The 21,339-nt window shown below is 69.5% G+C and carries 17 protein-coding genes; 7 read left to right on the top strand and 10 right to left on the bottom strand.

Annotated elements, in window-relative coordinates; genetic code table 11:
* Positions 1-10 precede the first annotated feature (10 nt).
* From ACZ7IB_RS17470 to ACZ7IB_RS17445, 6 genes are all read left to right on the top strand, one after another.
* The gene (locus ACZ7IB_RS17470; protein ID WP_329837356.1) at positions 11-775 is read left to right on the top strand and encodes an IclR family transcriptional regulator; all 765 of its coding nucleotides are present in this window, start codon (positions 11-13) and stop codon (positions 773-775) included.
* 249 nt (positions 776-1,024) lie between these two features.
* Positions 1,025-1,816, top strand: coding sequence for an MIP/aquaporin family protein (locus ACZ7IB_RS17465; protein ID WP_327276128.1), 792 nt, complete (start codon positions 1,025-1,027; stop codon positions 1,814-1,816).
* Positions 1,817-1,872: 56 nt separating this feature from the next.
* Entirely contained in the window at positions 1,873-3,408 is a 1,536-nt protein-coding gene (glpK, locus tag ACZ7IB_RS17460; RefSeq protein ID WP_470913312.1) for a glycerol kinase GlpK, read from the top strand.
* Positions 3,409-3,413: 5 nt separating this feature from the next.
* Positions 3,414-5,024, top strand: a complete 1,611-nt coding sequence (locus ACZ7IB_RS17455; RefSeq protein ID WP_470913311.1) for a glycerol-3-phosphate dehydrogenase/oxidase — start codon at positions 3,414-3,416, stop codon at positions 5,022-5,024.
* A 133-nt stretch (positions 5,025-5,157) separates the two neighbouring features.
* Positions 5,158-6,216, top strand: coding sequence for an LLM class flavin-dependent oxidoreductase (locus tag ACZ7IB_RS17450; RefSeq protein ID WP_470913310.1), 1,059 nt, complete (start codon positions 5,158-5,160; stop codon positions 6,214-6,216).
* 141 nt (positions 6,217-6,357) lie between these two features.
* Complete coding sequence (locus tag ACZ7IB_RS17445) at positions 6,358-7,029, top strand: FadR/GntR family transcriptional regulator (RefSeq protein WP_037700470.1); 672 nt, start codon at positions 6,358-6,360, stop codon at positions 7,027-7,029.
* Positions 7,030-7,124: 95 nt separating this feature from the next.
* Here ACZ7IB_RS17445 and ACZ7IB_RS17440 read toward each other — a convergent pair whose 3' ends face one another.
* The 5 genes from ACZ7IB_RS17440 to ACZ7IB_RS17420 form a co-directional block, all read right to left on the bottom strand.
* On the bottom strand, positions 7,125-8,177 hold the full coding sequence (locus ACZ7IB_RS17440) for an ABC transporter permease (protein ID WP_470913309.1): 1,053 nt from the start codon (positions 8,175-8,177) through the stop codon (positions 7,125-7,127).
* On the bottom strand, positions 8,174-9,694 hold the full coding sequence (locus ACZ7IB_RS17435; RefSeq protein WP_470913308.1) for a sugar ABC transporter ATP-binding protein: 1,521 nt from the start codon (positions 9,692-9,694) through the stop codon (positions 8,174-8,176). Before ACZ7IB_RS17435 ends, ACZ7IB_RS17440 begins: the two co-directional genes overlap by 4 nt.
* 133 nt (positions 9,695-9,827) lie before the next feature.
* Positions 9,828-10,868, bottom strand: a complete 1,041-nt coding sequence (locus ACZ7IB_RS17430; protein ID WP_470913307.1) for a sugar ABC transporter substrate-binding protein — start codon at positions 10,866-10,868, stop codon at positions 9,828-9,830.
* Positions 10,869-11,014: 146 nt separating this feature from the next.
* On the bottom strand, positions 11,015-11,794 hold the full coding sequence (locus ACZ7IB_RS17425; RefSeq protein ID WP_470913306.1) for an SDR family NAD(P)-dependent oxidoreductase: 780 nt from the start codon (positions 11,792-11,794) through the stop codon (positions 11,015-11,017).
* Positions 11,791-13,131, bottom strand: a complete 1,341-nt coding sequence (locus ACZ7IB_RS17420; protein ID WP_470913305.1) for an L-fuconate dehydratase — start codon at positions 13,129-13,131, stop codon at positions 11,791-11,793. The genes ACZ7IB_RS17425 and ACZ7IB_RS17420 overlap by 4 nt, the downstream gene beginning before the upstream one ends.
* 256 nt (positions 13,132-13,387) lie before the next feature.
* Between ACZ7IB_RS17420 and ACZ7IB_RS17415 the strand changes: the two genes are divergently transcribed.
* Positions 13,388-14,464 (top strand): PAC2 family protein, encoded by a 1,077-nt coding sequence (locus ACZ7IB_RS17415; protein ID WP_470913304.1) that lies wholly within the window; start codon positions 13,388-13,390, stop codon positions 14,462-14,464.
* A gap of 63 nt (positions 14,465-14,527) precedes the next feature.
* Here the strand turns inward: ACZ7IB_RS17415 and ACZ7IB_RS17410 are convergent, their stop codons facing one another.
* The 5 genes from ACZ7IB_RS17410 to ACZ7IB_RS17390 form a co-directional block, all read right to left on the bottom strand.
* On the bottom strand, positions 14,528-17,575 hold the full coding sequence (locus ACZ7IB_RS17410) for an NPCBM/NEW2 domain-containing protein (RefSeq protein ID WP_470913303.1): 3,048 nt from the start codon (positions 17,573-17,575) through the stop codon (positions 14,528-14,530).
* A 125-nt stretch (positions 17,576-17,700) separates the two neighbouring features.
* Positions 17,701-18,930, bottom strand: coding sequence for a cysteine--1-D-myo-inosityl 2-amino-2-deoxy-alpha-D-glucopyranoside ligase (gene mshC, locus ACZ7IB_RS17405; RefSeq protein ID WP_470913302.1), 1,230 nt, complete (start codon positions 18,928-18,930; stop codon positions 17,701-17,703).
* A gap of 152 nt (positions 18,931-19,082) precedes the next feature.
* Positions 19,083-19,937, bottom strand: coding sequence for an SCO1664 family protein (locus tag ACZ7IB_RS17400; protein ID WP_470913301.1), 855 nt, complete (start codon positions 19,935-19,937; stop codon positions 19,083-19,085).
* Positions 19,901-20,491: a DUF3090 domain-containing protein gene (locus ACZ7IB_RS17395; protein WP_470913300.1), complete on the bottom strand. Its 591-nt coding sequence runs from the start codon at positions 20,489-20,491 to the stop codon at positions 19,901-19,903. Before ACZ7IB_RS17395 ends, ACZ7IB_RS17400 begins: the two co-directional genes overlap by 37 nt.
* A gap of 104 nt (positions 20,492-20,595) precedes the next feature.
* Complete coding sequence (locus ACZ7IB_RS17390; protein WP_470913299.1) at positions 20,596-21,318, bottom strand: histidine phosphatase family protein; 723 nt, start codon at positions 21,316-21,318, stop codon at positions 20,596-20,598.
* Positions 21,319-21,339: the final 21 nt, after the last annotated feature.

The following is a 21,339-nucleotide window of genomic DNA, read 5'->3' as shown; positions in this document are numbered from 1 at the left end:
GTACGGCGCGATGGCCAAGAACATCCAGTCGCTGGAGCGGGCGGCGGCGATGCTGCGCCTACTGGCAGGCGGCGAGCGTCGGCTGGGGCTGTCCGACATCGCCTCTTCACTGGGCCTGGCCAAGGGCACCGCGCACGGCATCCTGCGCACGCTCCAGCACGAGGGCTTCGTCGAGCAGGACGCCGTGTCCGGCCGCTATCAGCTGGGCGCCGAGCTGCTGCGTCTGGGCAACAGCTATCTGGACGTGCACGAGCTGCGGGCCCGCGCGCTCGTCTGGACGGACGACCTGGCCCGCTCCAGCGGCGAGAGCGCCCATCTGGGGGTCCTGCACCAGCAGGGCGTCCTCATCGTCCACCACGTCTTCCGGCCCGACGACAGCCGACAGGTCCTGGAGGTGGGGGCCATGCAGCCACTGCACTCCACGGCCCTGGGCAAGGTGCTCTCGGCGTACGACCCGGTGGCGCACACCGAGGCCCTGGAAGCCGAGCGGAGGTCATTCACCCCGCGCACCGTCACCGATCCGGAGGAGTTCGAGACGATGCTCGACCTGATCCGGGCCCGCGGCTGGGCGGCGGATGTGGAGGAGACCTGGGAGGGCGTCGCCGCGGTGGCCGCCCCGATCCACGACCGGCGGCGGATGCCGGTCGGCGCGGTGGCCGTGACCGGTGCGGTGGAGCGGGTCTGCACGGACGGGGAGCTGCGCCCCGAGCTGATCGCCGCAGTGCGGGACTGCGCCCGCGCGGTCTCCCGGGATCTGGGCGCCCGGCCCTTCTGACCGCCGCGGCCGTTGATCGTTGCCGACGGGCCGTCGGTAACGATCGAGTTATAGGCCACACAACCCTTGACGCCTGATTCACCTGGGGGAAGCATTGCCGTTCACCGGTCGGCATTGTCGAACAGCTAACGGAATTTCGCGTTAAGGTGTGACAGCGCCAAGGGCCGGAAAATGCCCTCTCATGAGGGCGCGGACCACCGGAGGGACCCGGGGTTCGGCTTCCCTGGACGAAGGACAAAGGAGTCGCGGGTGTCCAGCTCCGACATCTTCATCGGCGAGACCATAGGTACCGCCGTACTCATCCTGCTCGGCGGCGGTGTCTGTGCCGCCGTCACTCTCAAGCGCTCCAAGGCGCAGAACGCCGGCTGGCTCGCCATCACCTTCGGGTGGGGTTTCGCCGTGCTGACCGGCGCATATCTGGCCGGTGGCGTTTCCGGCGCGCATCTCAATCCGGCGGTCACGATCGGTCTCGCGATCGAGGGCGGCACCAAGTGGAGCGACGTACCGCTGTACCTCGGCTCCCAGCTGCTCGGCGCGATGATCGGCGCGGTGCTGGTCTGGCTGACGTACTACGGGCAGTTCCGGGCACATCTCACCGATCCGGAGATCCTGGGCGCCCAGTCGGGTGAAGAGGCCATGGTCGACAAGGCCTCCGCCCCGAAGGCGGGCCCGGTGCTGGGCATCTTCTCCACCGGCCCCGAGATCCGGCACGCGGTGCAGAACCTCGTCACCGAAATCATCGCCACCGTCGTGCTCGTCCTGGCGATCCTCACCCAGGGCCTCAACAACGAGGGCAACGGCCTGGGCACGCTCGGCGCACTGGTAACCGCTCTGGTCGTCGTCGGTATCGGTCTCTCCCTCGGCGGGCCGACGGGTTACGCAATCAACCCCGTTCGCGACCTCGGTCCGCGTATCGTGCACGCGCTGCTGCCGCTGCCGAACAAGGGCGGCTCCGACTGGGGCTACGCGTGGATCCCGGTCGTCGGACCGCTCATCGGCGGCGCGATCGCGGGCGGGCTCTACAACGTCGCCTTCGCCTGAGCCGTGGCGCACAGAGCCGTAACCCTCAAGACCACACAGACTTCCGGGAGCACACCGTGACCGACGCACACACCACCGGCCCTTTCATCGCCGCCATCGACCAGGGCACCACCTCCAGCCGCTGCATCGTCTTCGACAAGGACGGCCGGATCGTCTCCGTCGACCAGAAGGAGCACGAACAGATCTTCCCGAAGCCGGGCTGGGTCGAGCACAACGCGACCGAGATCTGGGAAAACGTCCAGGAGGTCGTCGCCGGCGCCATCGTCAAGGCGAACATCACCGCCGCCGATGTGAAGGCGATCGGCATCACCAACCAGCGTGAGACCACACTGCTCTGGGACAAGAACACCGGTGAGCCCGTCCACAACGCCCTGGTCTGGCAGGACACCCGCACCGACGCGCTCTGCAAGGAGCTCGGCCGGAACGTGGGCCAGGACCGCTTCCGCCGCGAGACCGGTCTGCCGCTCGCCTCGTACTTCGCGGGCCCCAAGGTCCGCTGGCTGCTCGACAACGTCGAGGGGCTGCGCGAGCGCGCCGAGCGCGGCGACATCCTCTTCGGCACCATGGACTCCTGGGTCATCTGGAACCTGACCGGCGGCACGGACGGCGGCGTCCATGTCACCGACGTCACCAACGCCTCGCGCACCCTCCTGATGAATCTGCACACCCTGGCGTGGGACGACAAGATCCTTGCGTCCATGGAGATCCCGGCGGCCGTGCTGCCCGAGATCCGCTCCTCCGCCGAGGTGTACGGCACCGCCAAGGGCGGCGTCCTGGACGGTGTCCCGGTCGCCTCGGCGCTCGGCGACCAGCAGGCGGCCCTCTTCGGCCAGACCTGCTTCTCCAAGGGCGAGGCCAAGTCCACGTACGGCACCGGCACCTTCATGCTGATGAACACCGGTGAGACGCCCGTCAACTCGTACAACGGACTGCTGACGACGGTCGGTTACCGGATCGGCGACCAGAAGCCGGTGTACGCCCTGGAGGGCTCCATCGCCGTCACGGGCTCGCTGGTGCAGTGGATGCGTGACCAGATGGGCCTGATCAAGTCCGCGGCCGAGATCGAGACCCTGGCCTCCTCGGTCGAGGACAACGGCGGTGCGTACTTCGTACCCGCCTTCTCGGGTCTGTTCGCCCCGTACTGGCGCTCCGACGCCCGCGGCGTCATCGCCGGTCTGACCAGGTACGTCACCAAGGCGCACATCGCCCGTGCCGTCCTGGAGGCGACCGCCTGGCAGACCCGCGAGATCACCGACGCCATGACGAAGGACTCCGGTGTCGAGCTCGCCGCCCTCAAGGTCGACGGCGGCATGACCTCCAACAACTTGCTGATGCAGACACTCGCCGACTTCCTGGACGCACCCGTGGTGCGGCCCATGGTCGCCGAAACCACCTGCCTCGGCGCCGCCTACGCCGCCGGTCTCGCCGTCGGCTTCTGGCCGGACACCGACGCGCTGCGCGCCAACTGGCGCCGGGCCGCCGAGTGGACACCCCGCATGGCCGCGGACACCCGCGACCGCGAGTACAAGAGCTGGCTCAAGGCCGTGGAACGGACCATGGGCTGGCTCGAAGACAGCACAGTCGAGGAGTAATCACAATGACCACTCTGCAGAGCGTCCCGTCACTCGGGACGCACCCGGCCTCCGGCTCCCTTCCGAGCCGCGCCGAGACTCGGGAGCAGCTCTCCAAGGCGACGTACGACCTCCTGGTGATCGGTGGCGGCATCCTGGGCATCTCCACCGCCTGGCACGCCGCGCAGTCCGGGCTGCGGGTGGCCCTGGTGGACGCCGGCGACTTCGCCGGCGCCACCTCCTCCGCCTCCTCCAAGCTGCTCCACGGCGGTCTGCGCTACCTGCAGACCGGCGCGGTGAAGCTGGTCGCGGAGAACCACTTCGAGCGGCGCGCGGTGTCCCGTCAGGTCGCCCCGCACCTGGCGAATCCGCTCACCTTCTACCTGCCGGTCTACAAAGGCGGCCCGCACGGCGCGGCCAAGCTCGGTGCGGGTGTGTTCGCGTACTCGGCGCTCTCCGCGTTCGGTGACGGGGTCGGGCATGTGATCAGCCCGGCGAAGGCTCAGCGCGATGTGCCGGAGCTGCGTACGGAAAATCTGAAGGCCGTCGCGGTCTACGGCGACGACCAGATGAACGATGCCCGGATGGCGCTGATGACGGTCCGCGCGGCCGTCGACGCGGGTGCGGTCGTTCTGAACCACGCGGCGGTGACCGGGCTGCGGTTCACCAAGGGCCGGGTGACGGGCGCCGACCTGGAGGACCGTACGGACGGCACGGAGTTCGGCGTCAACGCCCGCCTCGTGCTCAACGCCACCGGCCCGTGGGTCGATCACCTGCGCAAGATGGAGAACCCGGACGCGGCGCCTTCGATACGTCTGTCCAAGGGCGCGCACCTGGTGCTCAAGCGCACGCGTCCCTGGAAGGCCGCGCTGGCCACCCCGATCGACAAGTACCGCATCACGTTCGCCCTGCCGTGGGAGGACATGCTGCTGCTCGGGACGACGGACGAGGAGTACGAGGGCGATCCGGCGGACGTCGCGGTCAACGAGAAGGACACCGCGCAGATCCTCGACGAGGCGGCGTTCTCCATCAAGGACCAGCAGCTGTCGCGCGATCTGATCACCTACTCCTTCGCGGGTCTGCGGGTGCTGCCGGGCGGCCCGGGCGATACGTCCAAGGCCAAGCGCGAGACGGTCGTGACGGAGGGCCGCGGCGGGATGCTGTCGGTCGCGGGCGGCAAGTGGACGACGTTCCGCCACATCGGCCGTACGGTGATGAACAAGCTGGCCGCGCTCCCCGGGCACCCCCTCGCGGAGGACATGGAGCCGATCTCGCGCCTGCCGAAGAAGCTCCCGCTGCCCGGCATCGCCAACCCGAACGCGGTGGCGCACCGGCTGCTGGTCGACGGCGGTACGCCCGGTCCGCGAATGGCGGCCGACACGGCCCGCCACCTCGCCACGCACTACGGCTCGCTCTCCTTCGACATCGCACGGCTGGCGAACGAGAACCCGGCGCTGGCCGAGCGCATCCACCCGGACGCGCCGGAGATCTGGGCGCAGGTCGCCTACGCACGTGATCACGAGTGGGCCGAGACGGCGGACGATGTGCTGCGCCGCCGCACGACGCTGACGATCCGGGGTCTGGCGACGGACGAGATCCGGGCCGGCGTCGAGTCCATGCTCGGCGACCGGAGCTGACGGGGTCGAACGCGTAGGTCGGGGCGGCTCCCAGGTGGGGGCCGCCCCGACCGCATGTCCGGGAGCCCTCAGCCCGGTGAACGCGCCACACGGTCGCCATACAGGTGCAATATGACGCAGGGACAGTTGAACCATGAAGCTCTCCGTACTGTCCCTCATCGGCCACGCCCCTCACCCGTTGACCGGCCGGCTCCCCTCCCCCGCCGAGCGGTTCGAGGAGGTGATCGAGACCGGAGTCGTCGCGGAGCGGCTCGGCTTCGACGCGTACTCGATCGGCGAGCGGCATGCCGGGCCGTTCCTCTCGTCGAGCCCGAGTGTGGTGCTGGGCGCACTGGCGGCCCGTACCTCCACCATCCGGCTCCTGACCGGTGCCACGGTCGTCGCGATCCTCGATCCGGTGCGGGTGGCCGAGGACTTCGCGACGCTCGACCAGATATCCAGGGGCCGGATCGAGCTGGTCGTCGGGAAGGGCGCGGAGGCCGGGCACTTCGACCTCTTCGGCCTCGACGAGGAGCGGCAGTGGGACCTCCAGAAGGAGAAGTACGAGCTGCTGCGGCGGCTCTGGACCGAGGAGGGCATGGACTGGGAGGGCGAGTTCCGGCCCGCGCTGAAGAACACGACGACCCTGCCGCGCCCGTACGCCGGAGTGCCGCGCATCTGGCACGGCTCGGCGACCAGCCTCAACTCCCCCGAACTGGCGGCGCTCCACGGCGATCCGCTGTTCACCGCCAATGCCATCCAGCCCCGCGCGGCGTACGCCCGGCTGATCGATCACTACCGGGAGCGCTTCGAGGCGTACGGGCACGATCCGGCCCGCGCGCATGTGGCGGCGGGGTCGGGCGGGCTACTGATCGCCGACAGTTCGCAGCAGGCGGTGGAGCGCTACAAGGAGCTGTACGAGGCGAAGGTGAAGCAGTCTTCCCGGCCGCACCTGGAGGGCCGGGCCGGCTACAACACGCCGTTCCGGACGATCGAGGAGGCCGTCGCGGACGGGCCCCAGCTGATCGGCAGCCCGCAGCAGATCATCGACAAGATCCTCGGCTGGCACGAGGTGTACGGACACGACCTGCAATCGATCACCGTGGACGGCTTCGGGCTCAGCCACCCCGAGCAGATCGAGACGCTGCGGCGGTTCGCCGAGGACATCGCTCCGGTGGTACGGCGTGAGGCACCGTCCGCGCTCTGGGACTGACCCCGCCCGGTCCCGATGACCGCGCGGCAGCCGCGCACCTGGGACGACCTGCGGCAGAACTGGTTCATCCGCCTCTTCCGACCCGCATAATGAAGAGAGACATCGGATGTCTGATTCCAGTCCGGATCCAGGAGGACCGTCATGGCTGTCACCGACGAGGCGATCGAGAAGATCAAGGGAATGATCGTCTCGGGTGCGCTACGGCCCGGCGACCGGCTTCCCAAGGAGAGCGAACTCGCGGCGGAGCTGGGGCTCTCCCGCAACTCTCTGAGGGAGGCGGTGCGCGCCCTGTCGCTGATCCGCATTCTCGATGTGCGGCAGGGCGACGGCACGTATGTGACCAGCCTCGATCCCCAGTTGCTGCTGGAGGCGCTGAGCTTCGTGGTGGACTTCCACCGCGACGACACGGTGCTCGAATTCCTCGCGGTCCGCCGGATTCTGGAACCGGCCGCGACGGCGATGGCCGCGACCCGGATCAGCGAGGCCCAACTGGACGTACTGAGCTCACAGTTGGATGCCCTGGGTGCGCAGCCCTCGGTGGAGGAGCTGGTCGCCTGCGATCTGGAGTTCCACCGCGGCATCGTGCAGTCGTCCGGGAACTCGGTGCTCTGCTCGCTGCTCGACGGGCTGTCGGGGCCGACGACCAGGGCGCGGGTCTGGCGCGGTCTGACGCAGGAGGACGCGGTCAGCCGCACGCTCCATGAGCACCGGGCGATCGTGTCGGCGCTGCGGGACCGGGATGCGGAGGCTGCGCGGGCCTGGGCGACGGTGCACGTGGCGAGCGTCGAGCAGTGGCTGCGGTCGACGCTGTAGCGCGCGGCGGGTGGGTGACCGGGGCTCCCGGGCCCCGCATGTCAGACGCCGGCGGGGCTGAGGAATCAGCCCCGCCGGCGTCTGCGAGAACGGGTTCAGTCCTGCTTCTCGCCGCTCGCGAAGCGGGAGATGACCAGGGCGACGATGATGATGGCACCGTTGAGGAACTGGTTCCAGAGCGCCGGGACACCGCCGAGGGTCATCACATTGACCACCAGCTGAAGCGTCAGTACGCCGGTCAGCGCGCCGAACAGCGTGCCTCGGCCGCCCTTGAGGCTGATGCCGCCGATGACCGCTGCGGCGAACACCTGGAAGATCCAGCCGTTGCCCTGGGTCGCCGCGACCGATCCGTAGTGGCCGGTGTAGAGGATGCCCGCGAAGGCCGCCAGCAGACCGCCGATGGCGAGCACGATCCAGGTGACCCGGTCCACCCGGATGCCCGCGGCTCGCGCCGCTTCCGGGTTGCCGCCGATGGCGTACAGCGAGCGTCCGTGGCGCAGCCAGGCCAGTGCGGCGCCACCGACGGCGAACAGCGCCAGGCAGATCCAGACGGCGGCCGGTGCGCCGAGCCATTCGCTCTTGCCGAGGTAGCGGAAGGACTCCGGGACGTCGGTGATGGACTTGCCCTCGGTGATGCCGATGTGGAGGCCGCGCAGCATGGTGAGCATGCCGAGCGTGGCGATGAAGCCGTTGACCCTCAGCTTCAGCATCAGGAACCCGTTGATCGCACCGATGGCGAGGCCCACCAGCAGACAGAGCGGAATCGCCGACCAGGTGGGCAGCAGGCCGAGGCCCGCGAAGCGGCCGCCCTCCGCGGGCAGGACCAGCCACATCGCGACAACCGGCGCGATGCCGATCGTCGACTCCAGTGACAGGTCCATCCGTCCACAGATCAGGATCAGCGCCTGGCCCAGGACCAGCAGGCTCAGCTCGGAGGACTGCTGGACGACGCTGATCAGGTTCTCGGAGGTCAGGAACACCGGCGAGACGATGAACCCGATCACCATCAGCACCAGAATCACCGGTACCAGGGAGAAGTCGCTCCACCGGATCAACTTCAGCCGGTCCAGCGGGCTCTCGCCCGTCAGGGAGCCCTTCAGCCCGCTGTCGATGCCGTCGGCCGCCGGAGGCCGTACCGTTCCGGTCATTCCCTTTCCCCCACACCTTCCATGGCGGCGACGAGTTCCCCGTCGGTCCACCCGCTTGCGAATGTTGCGACCACGCGCCCGTGGAACAGGGCGAGCACTCGGTCGCAGACCCGCAGATCGTCCAGCTCGTCCGAGATGATCACTGCGGCGTTCCCCTCGTCGGCGACCCGCCGCACGACTCCGAGCAGCGAGTCCTTGGACTTGATGTCCACACCCGCGGTGGGCCGCACGGCCACCAGCACGCTCGGCTTGCGGGCCAGCGCGCGGGCGACGACCACCTTCTGCTGGTTGCCGCCGGAGAGCCCGGAGACGGGCTGCTCGGGCCCCTGTGTCTTGATGTCCAGCGAGGCGATCATCGACCGTGCGAACTCCCTGGTGCGGGAGGGCAGCACGGTCCCCCACGGGCCGAGCTGGTCGGTGACCGTGAGGGTGGCGTTCTCGGCGACGCTGCGTTCCAGGACGAGGCCCTGGTCGTGCCGGTCCTCGGGGATGTAGCCGATCCCGGCGTCCAGCGCGTGCGGCACACTGCCGGTGCGCACGGTCCTTCCGTGTACGGAGACCGTGCCGCCGCCCGCCTTTCGCATACCGGCCAGGGCCTCGCCCAGGGCCGTGTTGCCGCTCGCCGCGGAGCCGGCGAGGCCGACCACCTCGCCGGGGCGGACCTCCAGGTCCAGCGGTTCGAACTGGCCCTCCAGAGTGAGCCCTTCGGTACGCAGGACGGGGGCAGCCGACTGATCCCGTACCGCCGCACCGTCACCGCCCGCGTGCCAGGCGGTGGCGCCGGCGGACTGCTCCCCGGTCATCGCCGCCACCAGTTCCGCCTTGGCGATGTCGGCGACCGGGGCGCTCAGCACATGGCGGGCGTCGCGGTAGACGGTGACCGCCGTGCACAGTTCGTACACCTCCTGCAGATGGTGGGAGATGAAGAGGAACGCCACTCCCTGGTTCTGCAGTTCCCTCAGCTTGTCGAAGAGCCGCCCGATGCCGCGGGCGTCGAGCTGGGCGGTCGGCTCGTCCAGGATGATCAGCCGGGCGCCGAAGGACAGCGCCCGGGCTATCTCGACGAACTGCCGCTGCTCGACGGCGAGATCGCGCGCCCGGGTGCTGGGGTCGACCTGGACCCCGTAGTCGGCGAGGAGCCGCTCGGCGCGCCTGCGGAGCTTCCCCCAGCTGATCCAGCGGGCGTTGTCGTCGAAACGGTTGAGAAAGAGGTTCTCGGCGACGGTCAGGTCGGGGACGACCATGGACTTCTGGTAGACGCAGGCGACCTTCGACTGCCAGGCCGTGGTGTCCCCGAAGGCGGGCGCGGGCTCCCCGCCGAACGTGACCGTGCCCGCGTCCGCCTTGTGGAGTCCGGTCAGGACGCTGACCAGCGTCGACTTGCCCGCACCGTTGCGACCGACGAGGGCATGGGACTCACCGGGCTGCACGGTGAGCCGGACCCCGTCGAGCGCCACGGTGGGCCCGAAGCGTTTGACAACGCCTTCCGCCTGTACGGCGGGTGGTGCCTTTTCCATCAGACCCCTTCTCAGCGAAGCGCTGTAGAAATGTTGGCGGCCTGCCGCCGGGCAACGGTCAGGGCTTGGCCGCGTCTCGGTTCCTCGGAGCCGAGAGGGAAGCCCTCTCGGCAACGAGAGGGAGGAGTCACGGCTAGCTCTTCTTCTCTAGCTGATTGGCCCACAGTTTCGGGTCGTCCACGTTGTCCTTGGTCACCAGGGGCGCGGGAAGTTGGTCCTCGAAGCCGTTCGGGATCTTGATGATGTTCGAGTCGTGGTCGGTGGGGCCTTCCTTGAAGGTCTTACCGTCCAGGGCCGCCTTCGCGTAGTAAAGCGCGTACTTCGCGTACAGGTCGGCGGGCTGGGAGATCGTCGCGTCGATCTTCCCGGCCTTGATGGCGTCGAACTCCTCCGGGATGCCGTCGTTGGAGATGATCGTGATGTGGCCCGGCGTGCCGGCCGGCTTCAGCAGCTTCTTCTGCTCCAGGAGCGCGAGGGTGGGCTGCAGGAAGACACCGCCGGCCTGCATGTAGATGCCGTTGATGTCGGGGTTGGCGGCCAGGGTGGCCTGGAGCTTGGCGGAGGCGACGTCGCCCTTCCAGTCGGTGGCCAGCTCGAAGACCTTGATGCCGGGGAATTCCTTTTCCATACAGGACTTGAACGCCTCGGACCGGTCGCGGCCGTTGATCGAGGCGAGGTCGCCCTGGAACTCGACGACCTTGCCCTTGCCCTTCAGCTGCTCGCCGAGGTACTTGCAGGCATTGGTCCCGTACGCCTTGTTGTCGGCCCGCACCACCATGTAGATGTTGCCCTTGTCGGGGCGGGTGTCGACGCTGATGACCGGGATCTTCTTCTCGTTCAGCATGTTGAGCGACTCGGCTGTCGCACCGGTGTCCTGGGGTGCCATCACGACGGCCTTGGCGCCCTGGTCGGTGAAGGTCTGGACGTTGGCGACCAGCTTGCCGATGTCGTTCTGCGAGTTGGTCAGCGGCAGCGCCTTGACCTCGCCCGCCTTGACCCCCTTCTCCACGTAGTTCTGGTACGAGTTCCAGAAGTCGCTGTCGCTGCGCGGCAGGTCGATGCCGACCTTCCCGCTGCCCTCACCGTCAGCAGTGGACTCGCGGTTGCAGCCCGCGAGGGCGGTGACGGCCAGCAGTACGGCGCAGGCTGCCGCACTCGTCGTACGCACTCTCATTGGTGTCCCGTCCTTTGTGGAGTACCGGCTCGGAGCTCTGTTGGCAAAGCGGCGGTGCATGGTGCACAGGGGTGCGGCCCGTCTGTGCGGCTCGGGCCTGTCCGGCCCTGGTCCGCCGGACAGGCCCGAGGGCCGCGCACCCTTGATCAGTTCTCGGCGGGGCGCAGGCGCAGGCCCTGCATTCCGCCGTCGACGGCCAGTGCCGTGCCGGTGACCGAGGCGGCGGCGGGGCTGGCCAGGTAGACGATCGCGGCGGCCACCTCGTCGGCCGAGACCAGCCGTCCCAGCGGCTGGCGGGCGTCCAGCGCGGCTCGCTCAGCGGCCGGGTCGTCGGCCTTGCCCAGGAGCCGCCCGATCCACGGGGTGTCCGCGGTGCCCGGATTGACGCAGTTGACCCGGATGCCCTCACGGACATGGTCGGCGGCCATCGCAAGCGTCAGCGAGAGGACCGCGCCCTTGCTCGCGCTGTACAGGGCGCGCTGCGGCAGTCCGGCGGTCGCGGCGATCGAGCAGGTCTGGGTGATCGAGACGGCACCGGGGCGGTCAACCGCCGCACGCCGCAGATGGGGCAGGGCGTGCCGGGCGGTGCGGACCATGCCGAGGACGTTGATGTCCAGGACCCGGGTCCACTCGTCGTCGGCGTTGTCCTCGACCGTGCCGATGGAACCGATGCCCGCGTTGGACACGACGGAGTGCAGACCGCCCAGTTCACCGGCGGCCAGGTCGACCGCCTCGCGCACGGCCGCGTCGTCGGTGACGTCCGCCTTGAGAGCGAGCGTGCCGTCGGGGGCGCCTGCGGTCTCACGGTCGAGTACGGCCACGCGCGCACCGCGCGCCAGCAGCATCGTCGCCACGGCGGCCCCGATGCCGGAGGCGCCTCCCGTCACCAGGGCGTTCATGCCCTCGAAGTCGCTTGTGCCGGTCATCGGTCATCCTCCTCGGTGGTGCGGCGGGCCTGCCATACGGGGCCCTCCGGATAGCGGTGTGCGGCGATCGATTCGGGGAGCATCCGGGCGGAGAAGCCCGGGGAACTCGGGGCGGCGTAACGGCCGGACTCGATCACGGTGGGGTCGGCGAAGTGTTCGTGGAGATGGTCGACGTACTCGATCACACGGTTCTCCCAACTGCCGGAGACCGCCACATAGTCGAACATCGAGAGGTGCTGCACCAGCTCGCACAGTCCGACACCGCCCGCGTGCGGGCAGACCGGTACGCCGTACTTGGCGGAGAGGAGCAGGATCGCCAGGTTCTCATTGACGCCCGCGACACGGGCCGCGTCGATCTGGACGAAGTCGACGGCTCCGGCCTGCAGCAGCTGTTTGAACACGACCCGGTTGGCGACATGTTCGCCGGTGGCGACCTTGACCGGCTGACCGGCGCGGACTGCGGCGTGGCCGAGGATGTCGTCGGGGCTGGTCGGCTCCTCGATCCAGTGCGGGTCGTACGGCGCGAGCGCGGTCATCCACTTCACCGCGTCGGCGACGTCCCAGCGCTGGTTGGCGTCGACGGCGATCCGGACGTCCGGGCCGACGGCCTCGCGGGCCAGGGCGAGTCTGCGGACGTCGTCGCCGAGATTGCCGCCGACCTTCAGCTTGATCTGGGTGAAGCCGTCGGCGACGGCCTCCTTCGCCAGCCTGACCAGCTTGTCGTCGGTGTATCCCAGCCAGCCGGGCGAGGTGGTGTATGCCGGGTAGCCCTCGGCGCGCAGCCGCTCGGCGCGCTCGGCCCGGCCCGGTTCGGCGGCCCGCAGAATCGTGAGGGCCTCATCGGGGGTGAGGGCGTCGGTGAGATAGCGGAAGTCGACGAGGGAGACGAGCTCCTCGGGCGTCATCTCGGCGAGGAACTGCCAGACGGGCCTGCCGGCCTGCTTCGCCGCCAGGTCCCAGGCGGCGTTGACGACCGCGCCGGCCGCCATGTGCATCACACCTTTTTCGGGGCCGAGCCAGCGCAGTTGGGAGTCATGGGTGAGCTCACGGTGCAGCGCGGCGAGGTCGGCCGCGGTGCGGGGCACCGGGCGCCCCACCACGTACGGGCGCAACGCTTCGATGGCGGCGGCCATCACCTCGTTGCCGCGCCCGATGGTGAAACAGAAGCCATGCCCCTCGATGTCGGTGCCGCCCGTGCCGTCCGTGGGAGCAGTGCTCAGTACGACATAGGCAGCCGAGTAGTCGGGGTCGGGGTTCATGGCGTCCGAGCCGTCCAGTTGCTCCGAGGTCGGAAAACGGATGTCGTGGACCTCGAAATCCGTGACGGTCTGACTCATGTGCGCCCCCAGGGGAATAACATCGGACCTCTGCTCTGGTCATCCGATGTATAGCGTCACGAAGGCCCCAACGTCCAGGGTTGGAACGAAATTGACCGGACACAGCTCGGATGTATTCAGAGACTGATGCCCTGATTCGACCGGTGATGCACACTCCCGGGTCAGGTTCACCCGGCTGTGCACAGGGGCTGCGGCGAGAGTGGCCGGAAGCCGTAAGGTTGGTGCGTACGCAAGGGAACTTCGGAAGGAGGCCTGGGTGATCGAGCTCGAGGGGGTACCCGAGCTGATCGACCCGGTCATGGTGGCCGCGTTCGAGGGATGGAACGACGCAGGTGACGCCGCATCCACGGCGGTCGCGCACCTGGACCGGGAGTGGAAGGGCGAGGTGTTCGCGGCGCTGGACGCCGAGGACTACTACGACTTCCAGGTCAACCGGCCGACGGTCTGGCTGGACGGCGGGGTGCGCAAGATCACCTGGCCGACCACCCGGCTCTCCGTGGTCCGCATCGGCGGGGACAAGCCCCGCGATCTCGTCCTGGTCCGCGGTATCGAGCCGTCCATGCGCTGGCGCTCGTTCTGCAACGAGATCCTGGCCTTCGCCCATGAGCTGGGCGTGGAGATGGTGGTGGTCCTGGGCGCACTGCTCGGCGACACCCCGCACACCCGCCCGGTACCGGTCAGCGGAGTCACCTCCGACCCGGATCTGGCGCGGACCATGGACCTGGAAGAGACCAGATACGAGGGTCCTACGGGCATCGTCGGCATCCTTCAGGAGGCCTGTACACACGCGGGCGTGCCCGCGGTGAGCCTGTGGGCGGCGGTGCCGCACTACGTGTCGCAGCCGCCCAACCCGAAGGCCACCCTCGCGCTGCTGAACCGCCTGGAGGATCTCCTCGGTCTGCGCATCCCGCTGGGCGAGCTGCCCGAGGACGCGCGTGCCTGGCAGCTCGGAGTCGACCAACTGGCCGCCGAGGACAGCGAAGTGGCGGAGTACGTGCAGACGCTGGAGGAGGCCCGGGACACCGCGGAGCTTCCCGAGGCGAGCGGCGAGGCCATCGCCCGGGAGTTCGAGCGCTATCTGCGCCGCCGGGACGTCGGTCCGGGCCAGGCGCCCGGCGGGCATGCGACGGAGAGCGGCGACGCCTCGTATCTGCGCGACACCTCCAGCGGCCGCACCCGTCCTCCGAAGCCGGTCCGTCCGGACACCGGGGGCGAGACGGGACCCGGCTCGCCGCCCACGAGCGGGCCCGGCCGGCAGCCATCGGCCGACCAGGAGAACGAGGACAGCGACGGCGGCCCACAGGATTCGTCGGAGGAATCCTCGGAGGACTGATGAGACCGGCGGAGCGCCGGGCGGGTACATCCCCGCCCGGCGCTCCTGCGCTGTCCGGGTCATTCAGGAACAGGTGAACCGCGCCGCGGCCCAGTCCCCGTGGTCACCGGTCTTGGATCCATTGGTGTCCGTGACCTTCAGGTGCACATGGCGCGCACCGTCGAGCTTCACGTCGACCGGTACGGTCGCCGACGCCCCCGTCACCTTCGGCGAGGTCCACAGCACCTTGCCGTCCGCCTCGACGGAGAACGCCACTTCGCCGTAGCCGTTGATCTCGTCGTCGATCCCCACGTCCGCGGTGAAGGCGGTGCAGCGCCCGCCGAGATATACCTCGATGTCGGAGTCGGCATGGGTGCCGATCCCCTTGTCGTACGTCTTCCCCGCGAGGGTCAGCCGGTGTCCGTCGGCCGCTCCCGACTCGCCGTTGCTGCGGTCCCGTTCGGCGGGCCCGTATCCATTGACCGACTTCAGCCACACCAGATCGCTCGCCCATGCCTCACCGGTGGGCGGCGGTGGCATCACACCGGCAGCGAACCGCTGGACGGAGGTACGGGCTTCGCCGGCCGCCCGGTAACGGGCGAGTGCGGTGATCCTCGCCTCCCCCGCCGTGGCGTCCTTGGCCGGGGTGACCGACACCTCGACCCGCCGGGTGGTGCCCGCCGGAATCCGGTCCACGGCCTGGGCCCGGGTGACCTGCCAGCCCTCGGGAACGTCGAGGGTGACCGCGGCGTCCGTCACGTCGGCGTTGCCCGCGGTGACATCGACGGCGACGGTGCCTTCGACCCCAGCGCCGATCTCCTGCCCGGCCTGCGCGGAGACGACGGCGGTCGCGGCCGCGTTCCTCCCGCCGACGGCGCTCGTGTTCTCCAGCTTCACGGAGAACTTCTTGCCGGTGGAGAGCAGCGCAGTCTTGATCTTCACGACACCGCCGCGGTCGTCCTGGTCGTACCACCAGCCCTGCTTCGCGGCCTTGTACGCGGCCGCGGAACCCAGCCGGGGCAGCTTGCCGTTGAGCTTGACCGCGCTCGGCGCGGAGCCGGTGTGCACGCTGAACTCGTACGGGCGGGTGCTCTGCTTGCCGGTGAACTCCCCCTTGCTCTCACCGATCCGCACGGTGACGTCGCCCGCGCCCCGTACCGGTGCGTCGACGTCGGCGGTCTGTGTGGCGTACTTGCCGTCGCGGTGCTGCCGGGTGACACCGTCGTCCTCGTAGAGGGTGAAGGACGACTTGCCCTGCGGGTAGATGTCCCAGGCGAGCGGGGAGTCGGCGGTGCGGTCCTTGTACGAGCGGATGCCCGGCCACATCGGCACACTGGCACCGCCCTTGACGAACAGCGGCAGGGTGTCGAGCGGGGCACTGTAGTGATCGACGGTGGCCGGCCCCTCGTACGTGCGGCCGCTCCAGTAGTCGGTCCAGGTGCCCTTCGGCAGATAGATTCCGTTGCGCTCGGTGCTGTCCTGGTAGACGGGCGCGACGAGGAAGTCCTCGCCCGACATGAATTCGTACTTCGCCGCGTCCGTCGCCGCCTTCGGGTCGTCCGGGTATTCGAGGACCAGCGGGCGGACCATGCCGACGCCGGTCGTCGTCGCTTCGTGCGCGTAGGAGTACTGGTAGGGCAGCAGCGACTCCTTGAGCTTGAGGTAGTCGCGGTTGATGGAGGTGTACGGCTCCCCGTACCGGTAGGGCTGCTTGTCGCTGGCCGCCCAGCCGTCCATGGTCATCGTGGTGCCCAGCAACATCTTCCACTGGAGATCACGGGTGTACGTCTTGGCGCTGCCGCCGAAGATGCCGTCCACGTCGCCGGTGGTGTAGGCGAGACCGGACATCGTGGCGCCGGCGTAGGTCGGGATCTGCCAGCGGATGTAGTCCCAGGTGCCGTACTGGTCGCCGGACCACTGGACGCCGCAGCGCTGCGCACCCGACCAGCTCTCGGGGGCGTAGGTGAAGCCGCGGGCGTCACTGTTGTCCTCGATGCCCTTGTACGCGTCCTTGCAGCCGTCGAGCGCGAACTTGTACCCGGAGCCGATCCAGGCGACATCGAGCTTGGCGACCCGCTGACCCGCCTTGACCTGTTCGGCGATCTTGTCGATGCCGTCCTGGGTCCACAGGCCGAGCTGCATGTCGCGGTCCTGGAGGCCCTTGGCGGTCTCGGCGAGGTCCTCGTAGCCACAGCCGTATCCGTCGTTGACGAGCATCCAGCCGTTCGGCATGTCGTGCTCGACGTAGCCGTCGGCGATCTTCAGGGAGTCCAGGGTGCGGCGCTCGCCGCGATTGGCGTTGTGGAGGTAGCAGTCGGCGTCGCCGATCTCCATTCCGTACACGGGCGGCAGGAAGGGCTTGCCGGTGAGCTTCGTGTACTGCCCGATGACGTCTTTGGCGCTGTCGCCCGCGAAATAGTAGGCGTCGAAGCGCTTTTCCTTCGCACTGGTGGTCACCGGGTCGGTGAACGCATAGGTGTTCGGCACATAGGTGTTACGGAAGACGCCGTACCCCGCCGAGGAGAGGTAGAACGGCACCGAGTTGGGGTGGCCGCCGTCGTCCCAGTTGTAGTCGACGCCGACCTCGACGGTCCGGTCGCGGTGCGAGGTGTTGCCGCGGCCGTTCTGCATTCCGGCGCCGTAGAACTGCTCGTCCGCGCCGCGGGCCAGGGTCTGGGTGGTCTGCTTCCCGTCCCAGCTCAGCCCCTTGGCCTCGGACCAGACCTGGGTGCCGTCCGCCCGGTACAGCGCGAAGCGCAGGGGCGCCTTGTAGGCGCGCAGGGTGACGCTGCCGGTGGAGAGTTCATAGCGGTCGCTGCGCTCCTTCCACCGGGTGTGCGGCGGGGTGCCCTGTGGCATGACTATGTCGTCGCCGGTCGGGTCGGAGAACGTACCGTCCGGGGCGAGTTCGATACGGAAGGTCTCGGCGGAGACGAAGCTGACACGGGCCTCGGCGGCGCCGGCCCTCAAGTGGTAGACGGATCCGTCGGCGGAGAATCCGGTGAGGTCGCCGACCGTGGTGGTGTCCGGTTCGGCGGCGCCGGCCTGGGCTGCGCCGGGCCCCGCGAAGACGGCCATCAGCCCCAGCAAGGCTGCAAGTGCCGCCGTTCTGATGCGCGTTGATGATTGCATAGAGCGCTTTTAGCGCAGCATCGAGCATTTGACCACGGACAAAACGGAACCGGCCCTGAACTTCGTCGAGAAGTCCAAGGCCGGCTCATCGGATGGCGATCAGCGGGTTGTCACCGTGCGCGGCACTACAGTGCGACGCCCAGCAGCGCGTCGACGGTGCGTGAGACGAGGCCCGGTGCGCCCTCGTCCGTACCGCCCTCTGCGTTCTGGCTCTCGGCCCAGCGGTCCACGGCCGCCAGGGCGGCCGGTGCGTCCAGGTCGTCGGCGAGGGCCTCGCGGACCTCCTCGACCAGGGCCTCGGCGGGCAGTCCGTCGGGCCGGGAGACGGCTGCACGCCACCGTCCGAGCCGCTCGACGGCATCGGCGAGCACCTGGTCGGTCCACTCCCAGTCGGACCGGTAGTGGTGCGACAGCAGGGCGAGCCGGATCGCCGCCGGGTCCACGCCGTCATGACGAAGCTTCGAGACGAAGACCAGGTTGCCCTTGGACTTGGACATCTTCTCGCCGTCCAGGGCGACCATTCCGGCGTGCACATACGCCTGGGCGAACGGGTACTCGCCGGTCAGCACCTGGGCGTGCGAGGCGCCCATCTCGTGGTGCGGGAAGGCGAGGTCGGACCCGCCTCCCTGGACGTCGAAGCCCATGCCGAGGTGGTCCAGGGCGATCGCGACGCACTCGATGTGCCAGCCCGGGCGGCCGGGGCCGAGGGAGGCCCCGGCCCAGCTCGGCTCGCCCTCACGGGCGGCCATCCAGAGCATCGGGTCGAGCGGGTTCTTCTTGCCGGGGCGCTCCGGGTCGCCGCCGCGCTCGGCGGAGAGCAGCCGCATCGCCTCGGCGTCGAGGTTGGAGACCCCGCCGAAGTGCGGGTCGGTCTCGACGGAGAAGTACACATCCCCGTCGAGTTCGTAGGCGGCGCCGGCGTCCCGGAGCCGTTCGACGAGCGGGACGATGCCCGGTATCGCCTCCACGGCACCGACGTAGTGCTTCGGCGGGAGCATGCGCAGGGCGGTCATGTCCTCGCGGAACAGGGCCGTCTCGCGCTCGGCGAGCTCGGTCCAGTCCTGACCGTCGCGCACGGCCCGCTCCAGCAGCGGGTCGTCCACGTCGGTCACGTTCTGGACGTAGTGGACCTGCCGCTTGGCGTCGAGCCACACGCGCTGGACGAGGTCGAACGCGTTGTAGGTCGCCGCATGACCCATGTGGGTCGCGTCGTACGGCGTGATGCCGCAGACGTAGATACGGGCGACGGGACCGGGGTCAAGAGTGATCCGTCCGCCGGTCGCGGTGTCGTGGATCCGAAGGTCGCGGCCCTTGCCAGGCAGGGCGGGGACCTCAGAAGCGGGCCAGGCATGCATGTCACGAGCGTAACCGGATGCATGTTCCGGATACGAACCGGATGCCGGATCTTGACCGAAGAGGCGGTCTTGCGCGGTGTGGGTTCATCTGCTCCGGCACGGGTCCCACCCGCGTACCCCCGCTCCCCAACCACCGAAGTGGCTTGATCTCGTCACACCGGCGGCCAGGGGATCGACGGCCACTCACCGCTGGGCTCCGGGTGCTTCCCCGACGTCCTCAGCCCCTCCACGCGTCCCCGCAGGGCCTCGATCTCGACCGCCGTGATCAGCTCGGCCAGCCGGGTGACGAGCGAACTCCCGGGCGCCAGCTCCGCACCGAGCCGGTCCACGACCTCGACGGCCTCGGCCGTCAACGGCTCCCCTGCCCACCCCCAGAGCAGGGTGCGCAGCTTGTCGTCGGTGTTGAAGGTCACTCCGTGGTCGATGCCGTAGAGCCGGCCGCCGGGTGCGGGCAGCAGATGGCCGCCCTTGCGGTCACCGTTGTTGATCACGGCATCGAGGACCGCCAGCCGCCGCAGCCGCGGATCGTCCGCGTGGACCAGCAGGGCCGTCTTCCCCTCCCCGGCCTCGGCGAGGGCGACGGCCTTCCAGCCCTCCCCCGGCTCCTCGTCCTCGACGAGCGCCAGGAGCGGGGGCGAGCCGTCCGCGGAGGACTCGTCGCTGTCCGGCGCCGCTTCGATCCACAGCTGGCACATGCCCTCGCCGTACGGCCCGTCCCGCAGCACGGTGGGCGGTATGAGCCCCCATCCGGTCGCCTCGGAGACCTCGTACGCGGCCACCTCGCGCTGGGCGAGCGTGCCGTCCGGGAAGTCCCACAGGGGTTGTTCGCCGGCCACTGGCTTGTAGACGCATGTCACTTCGTCGCCCTCGTGGGCGACCGTGCAGTAGAGCACCGCGTTGGACGCCCCACGGATCTGGCCGCGCACGGTGAGCCGGCCCTCGGTGAGGAGGGTGACCAGCTCGGTGCCGGTCAGGCTCCGCGACGGTATCCGTTCTGGCGCGGGCATACGTGTCCTTCCGGGTCGAGCGGCAGGCTGCACAGCGGGCACGGCGGGCGCCCGGCGTTCACGACATCCAGGGCGCGCTTGGCGAAGGCGCGGGCCTGCGCGCCGCTGAGGCGGACCCGGAGCATCGGCGGACCGTTCTCCTCGTCCTGGAGCAACCGCTCCTCGGCCTCCGCGAGATCGTCGTCGGAGTCCACGTCGAGCTCGACCAGCGCCTGCGCCTCGACGATCATGCGCTGCTCCTCGCCGTCCCAGGCGAGCGCCATCGTGCCGACCCGGAACTCCTCCTCGACGGGCACGTCGAGCGGCGCGGTGTCGGTGACATCCATCGGAGCCACGGCGGGCACCGGAGAATTCCCGCCGGTCCGCCGCACCACTTCGTCGAGCAGTTCGTCGATGCGCTCGGCGAGCGCGGCGACCTGAGTCTTCTCCAGGGCCACGCTGGTGACGCGTCCGCCTGAGGATGCCTGCAGGAAGAACGTACGACGTCCAGGCAACCCGACCGTACCGGCCACGAAGCGGTCCGGGGGGTCGTAGAGGAACACCTGACGGGACACGTCCTGTCTCCCTTGAAAATTGACGGCAGATGAGGGGCGGCCGGGGTCCGGGGGATTCCCCGGAAAGGGCGCCTACGGCGCGTCCACCCTACTGCGCAAAGCGATCACGGCGCCCCAGCGCCGCCCCCGACCGCCGCGTCCGCATCGGCGTCCGCCGCCGGGCGCCGGCCCTCGTCCGTTCCGGCTGTGTGCTCACGGGGCGCCAGCGGGGCGAGGTCCCCCGTGTCGCCGAGCCGCAGCAGGAAGGGCCGCAGCCTGGTGTAGCGGATCGCGGTGACCGAACAGGGGTCGGCGTGGATCCGCTGGAAGAGATCGAGATGCATGCCGAGCGCGTCGGCGACGAGGGCCTTGATGATGTCGCCGTGCGAGCACATCACATAGGCCGCGTCGTCACCGTGCTCGGCCTCGATCCGCGCGTTCCAGTCCCGTACCGCGTCGACGGCGCGTGCCTGCATGGCGCGCATGGACTCGCCGCCGGGGAACGCGGCGGCCGACGGATGCTGCTGCACGACGCTCATCAGCGGTTCGTCGGTGAGTTCCGCCAGCTTGCGCCCCGACCAGTCGCCGTAGTCGCACTCGCTGATCCGCTCCTCGGTGTGCAGCACCAGTCCCGGCCGGGCTTCGAGCAGTGGCTGCAGGGTTTCCCGGCAGCGCTCCAAGGGGCTGCTGACGGCGGCGGCGAGGGGCAGCGCGGCCAGCCGCCCGGGCAGCGCCGCGGCCTGGGCGGCACCGCGCTCGTCGAGCGCGACACCGGGGGTGCGGCCCGCGAGCACCCCGGCCGTGTTGGCGGTGGAGCGTCCATGGCGTACGAGGATCAGGGTGGGCATACGGGCCAGCGTAGGCCGCTG

The sequence above is a fragment of the Streptomyces sp. NPDC037301 genome (assembly GCF_055602785.1).
The sequence above is the reverse complement of the archived record's forward strand: the minus strand, read 5'-3'. Positions and strand labels throughout refer to the sequence as shown.

Excerpts from the sequence above, each read along its gene's own strand:
- ACZ7IB_RS17425 (WP_470913306.1), bottom strand. The coding sequence starts at position 11,794 with ATGACCGGCACAAGCGACTTCGAGGGCATGAACGCCCTGGTGACGGGA.
- ACZ7IB_RS17470 (WP_329837356.1), top strand. The coding sequence starts at position 11 with ATGGCCAAGAACATCCAGTCGCTGGAGCGGGCGGCGGCGATGCTGCGC.
- ACZ7IB_RS17400 (WP_470913301.1), bottom strand. The coding sequence starts at position 19,937 with ATGCCCGCGCCAGAACGGATACCGTCGCGGAGCCTGACCGGCACCGAG.
- ACZ7IB_RS17390 (WP_470913299.1), bottom strand. The coding sequence starts at position 21,318 with ATGCCCACCCTGATCCTCGTACGCCATGGACGCTCCACCGCCAACACG.
- ACZ7IB_RS17410 (WP_470913303.1), bottom strand. The coding sequence starts at position 17,575 with ATGCAATCATCAACGCGCATCAGAACGGCGGCACTTGCAGCCTTGCTG.
- ACZ7IB_RS17455 (WP_470913311.1), top strand. The coding sequence starts at position 3,414 with ATGACCACTCTGCAGAGCGTCCCGTCACTCGGGACGCACCCGGCCTCC.
- ACZ7IB_RS17445 (WP_037700470.1), top strand. The coding sequence starts at position 6,358 with ATGGCTGTCACCGACGAGGCGATCGAGAAGATCAAGGGAATGATCGTC.
- ACZ7IB_RS17420 (WP_470913305.1), bottom strand. The coding sequence starts at position 13,131 with ATGAGTCAGACCGTCACGGATTTCGAGGTCCACGACATCCGTTTTCCG.
- ACZ7IB_RS17435 (WP_470913308.1), bottom strand. The coding sequence starts at position 9,694 with ATGGAAAAGGCACCACCCGCCGTACAGGCGGAAGGCGTTGTCAAACGC.
- ACZ7IB_RS17430 (WP_470913307.1), bottom strand. The coding sequence starts at position 10,868 with ATGAGAGTGCGTACGACGAGTGCGGCAGCCTGCGCCGTACTGCTGGCC.
- ACZ7IB_RS17450 (WP_470913310.1), top strand. The coding sequence starts at position 5,158 with ATGAAGCTCTCCGTACTGTCCCTCATCGGCCACGCCCCTCACCCGTTG.
- ACZ7IB_RS17440 (WP_470913309.1), bottom strand. The coding sequence starts at position 8,177 with ATGACCGGAACGGTACGGCCTCCGGCGGCCGACGGCATCGACAGCGGG.
- mshC (WP_470913302.1), bottom strand. The coding sequence starts at position 18,930 with ATGCATGCCTGGCCCGCTTCTGAGGTCCCCGCCCTGCCTGGCAAGGGC.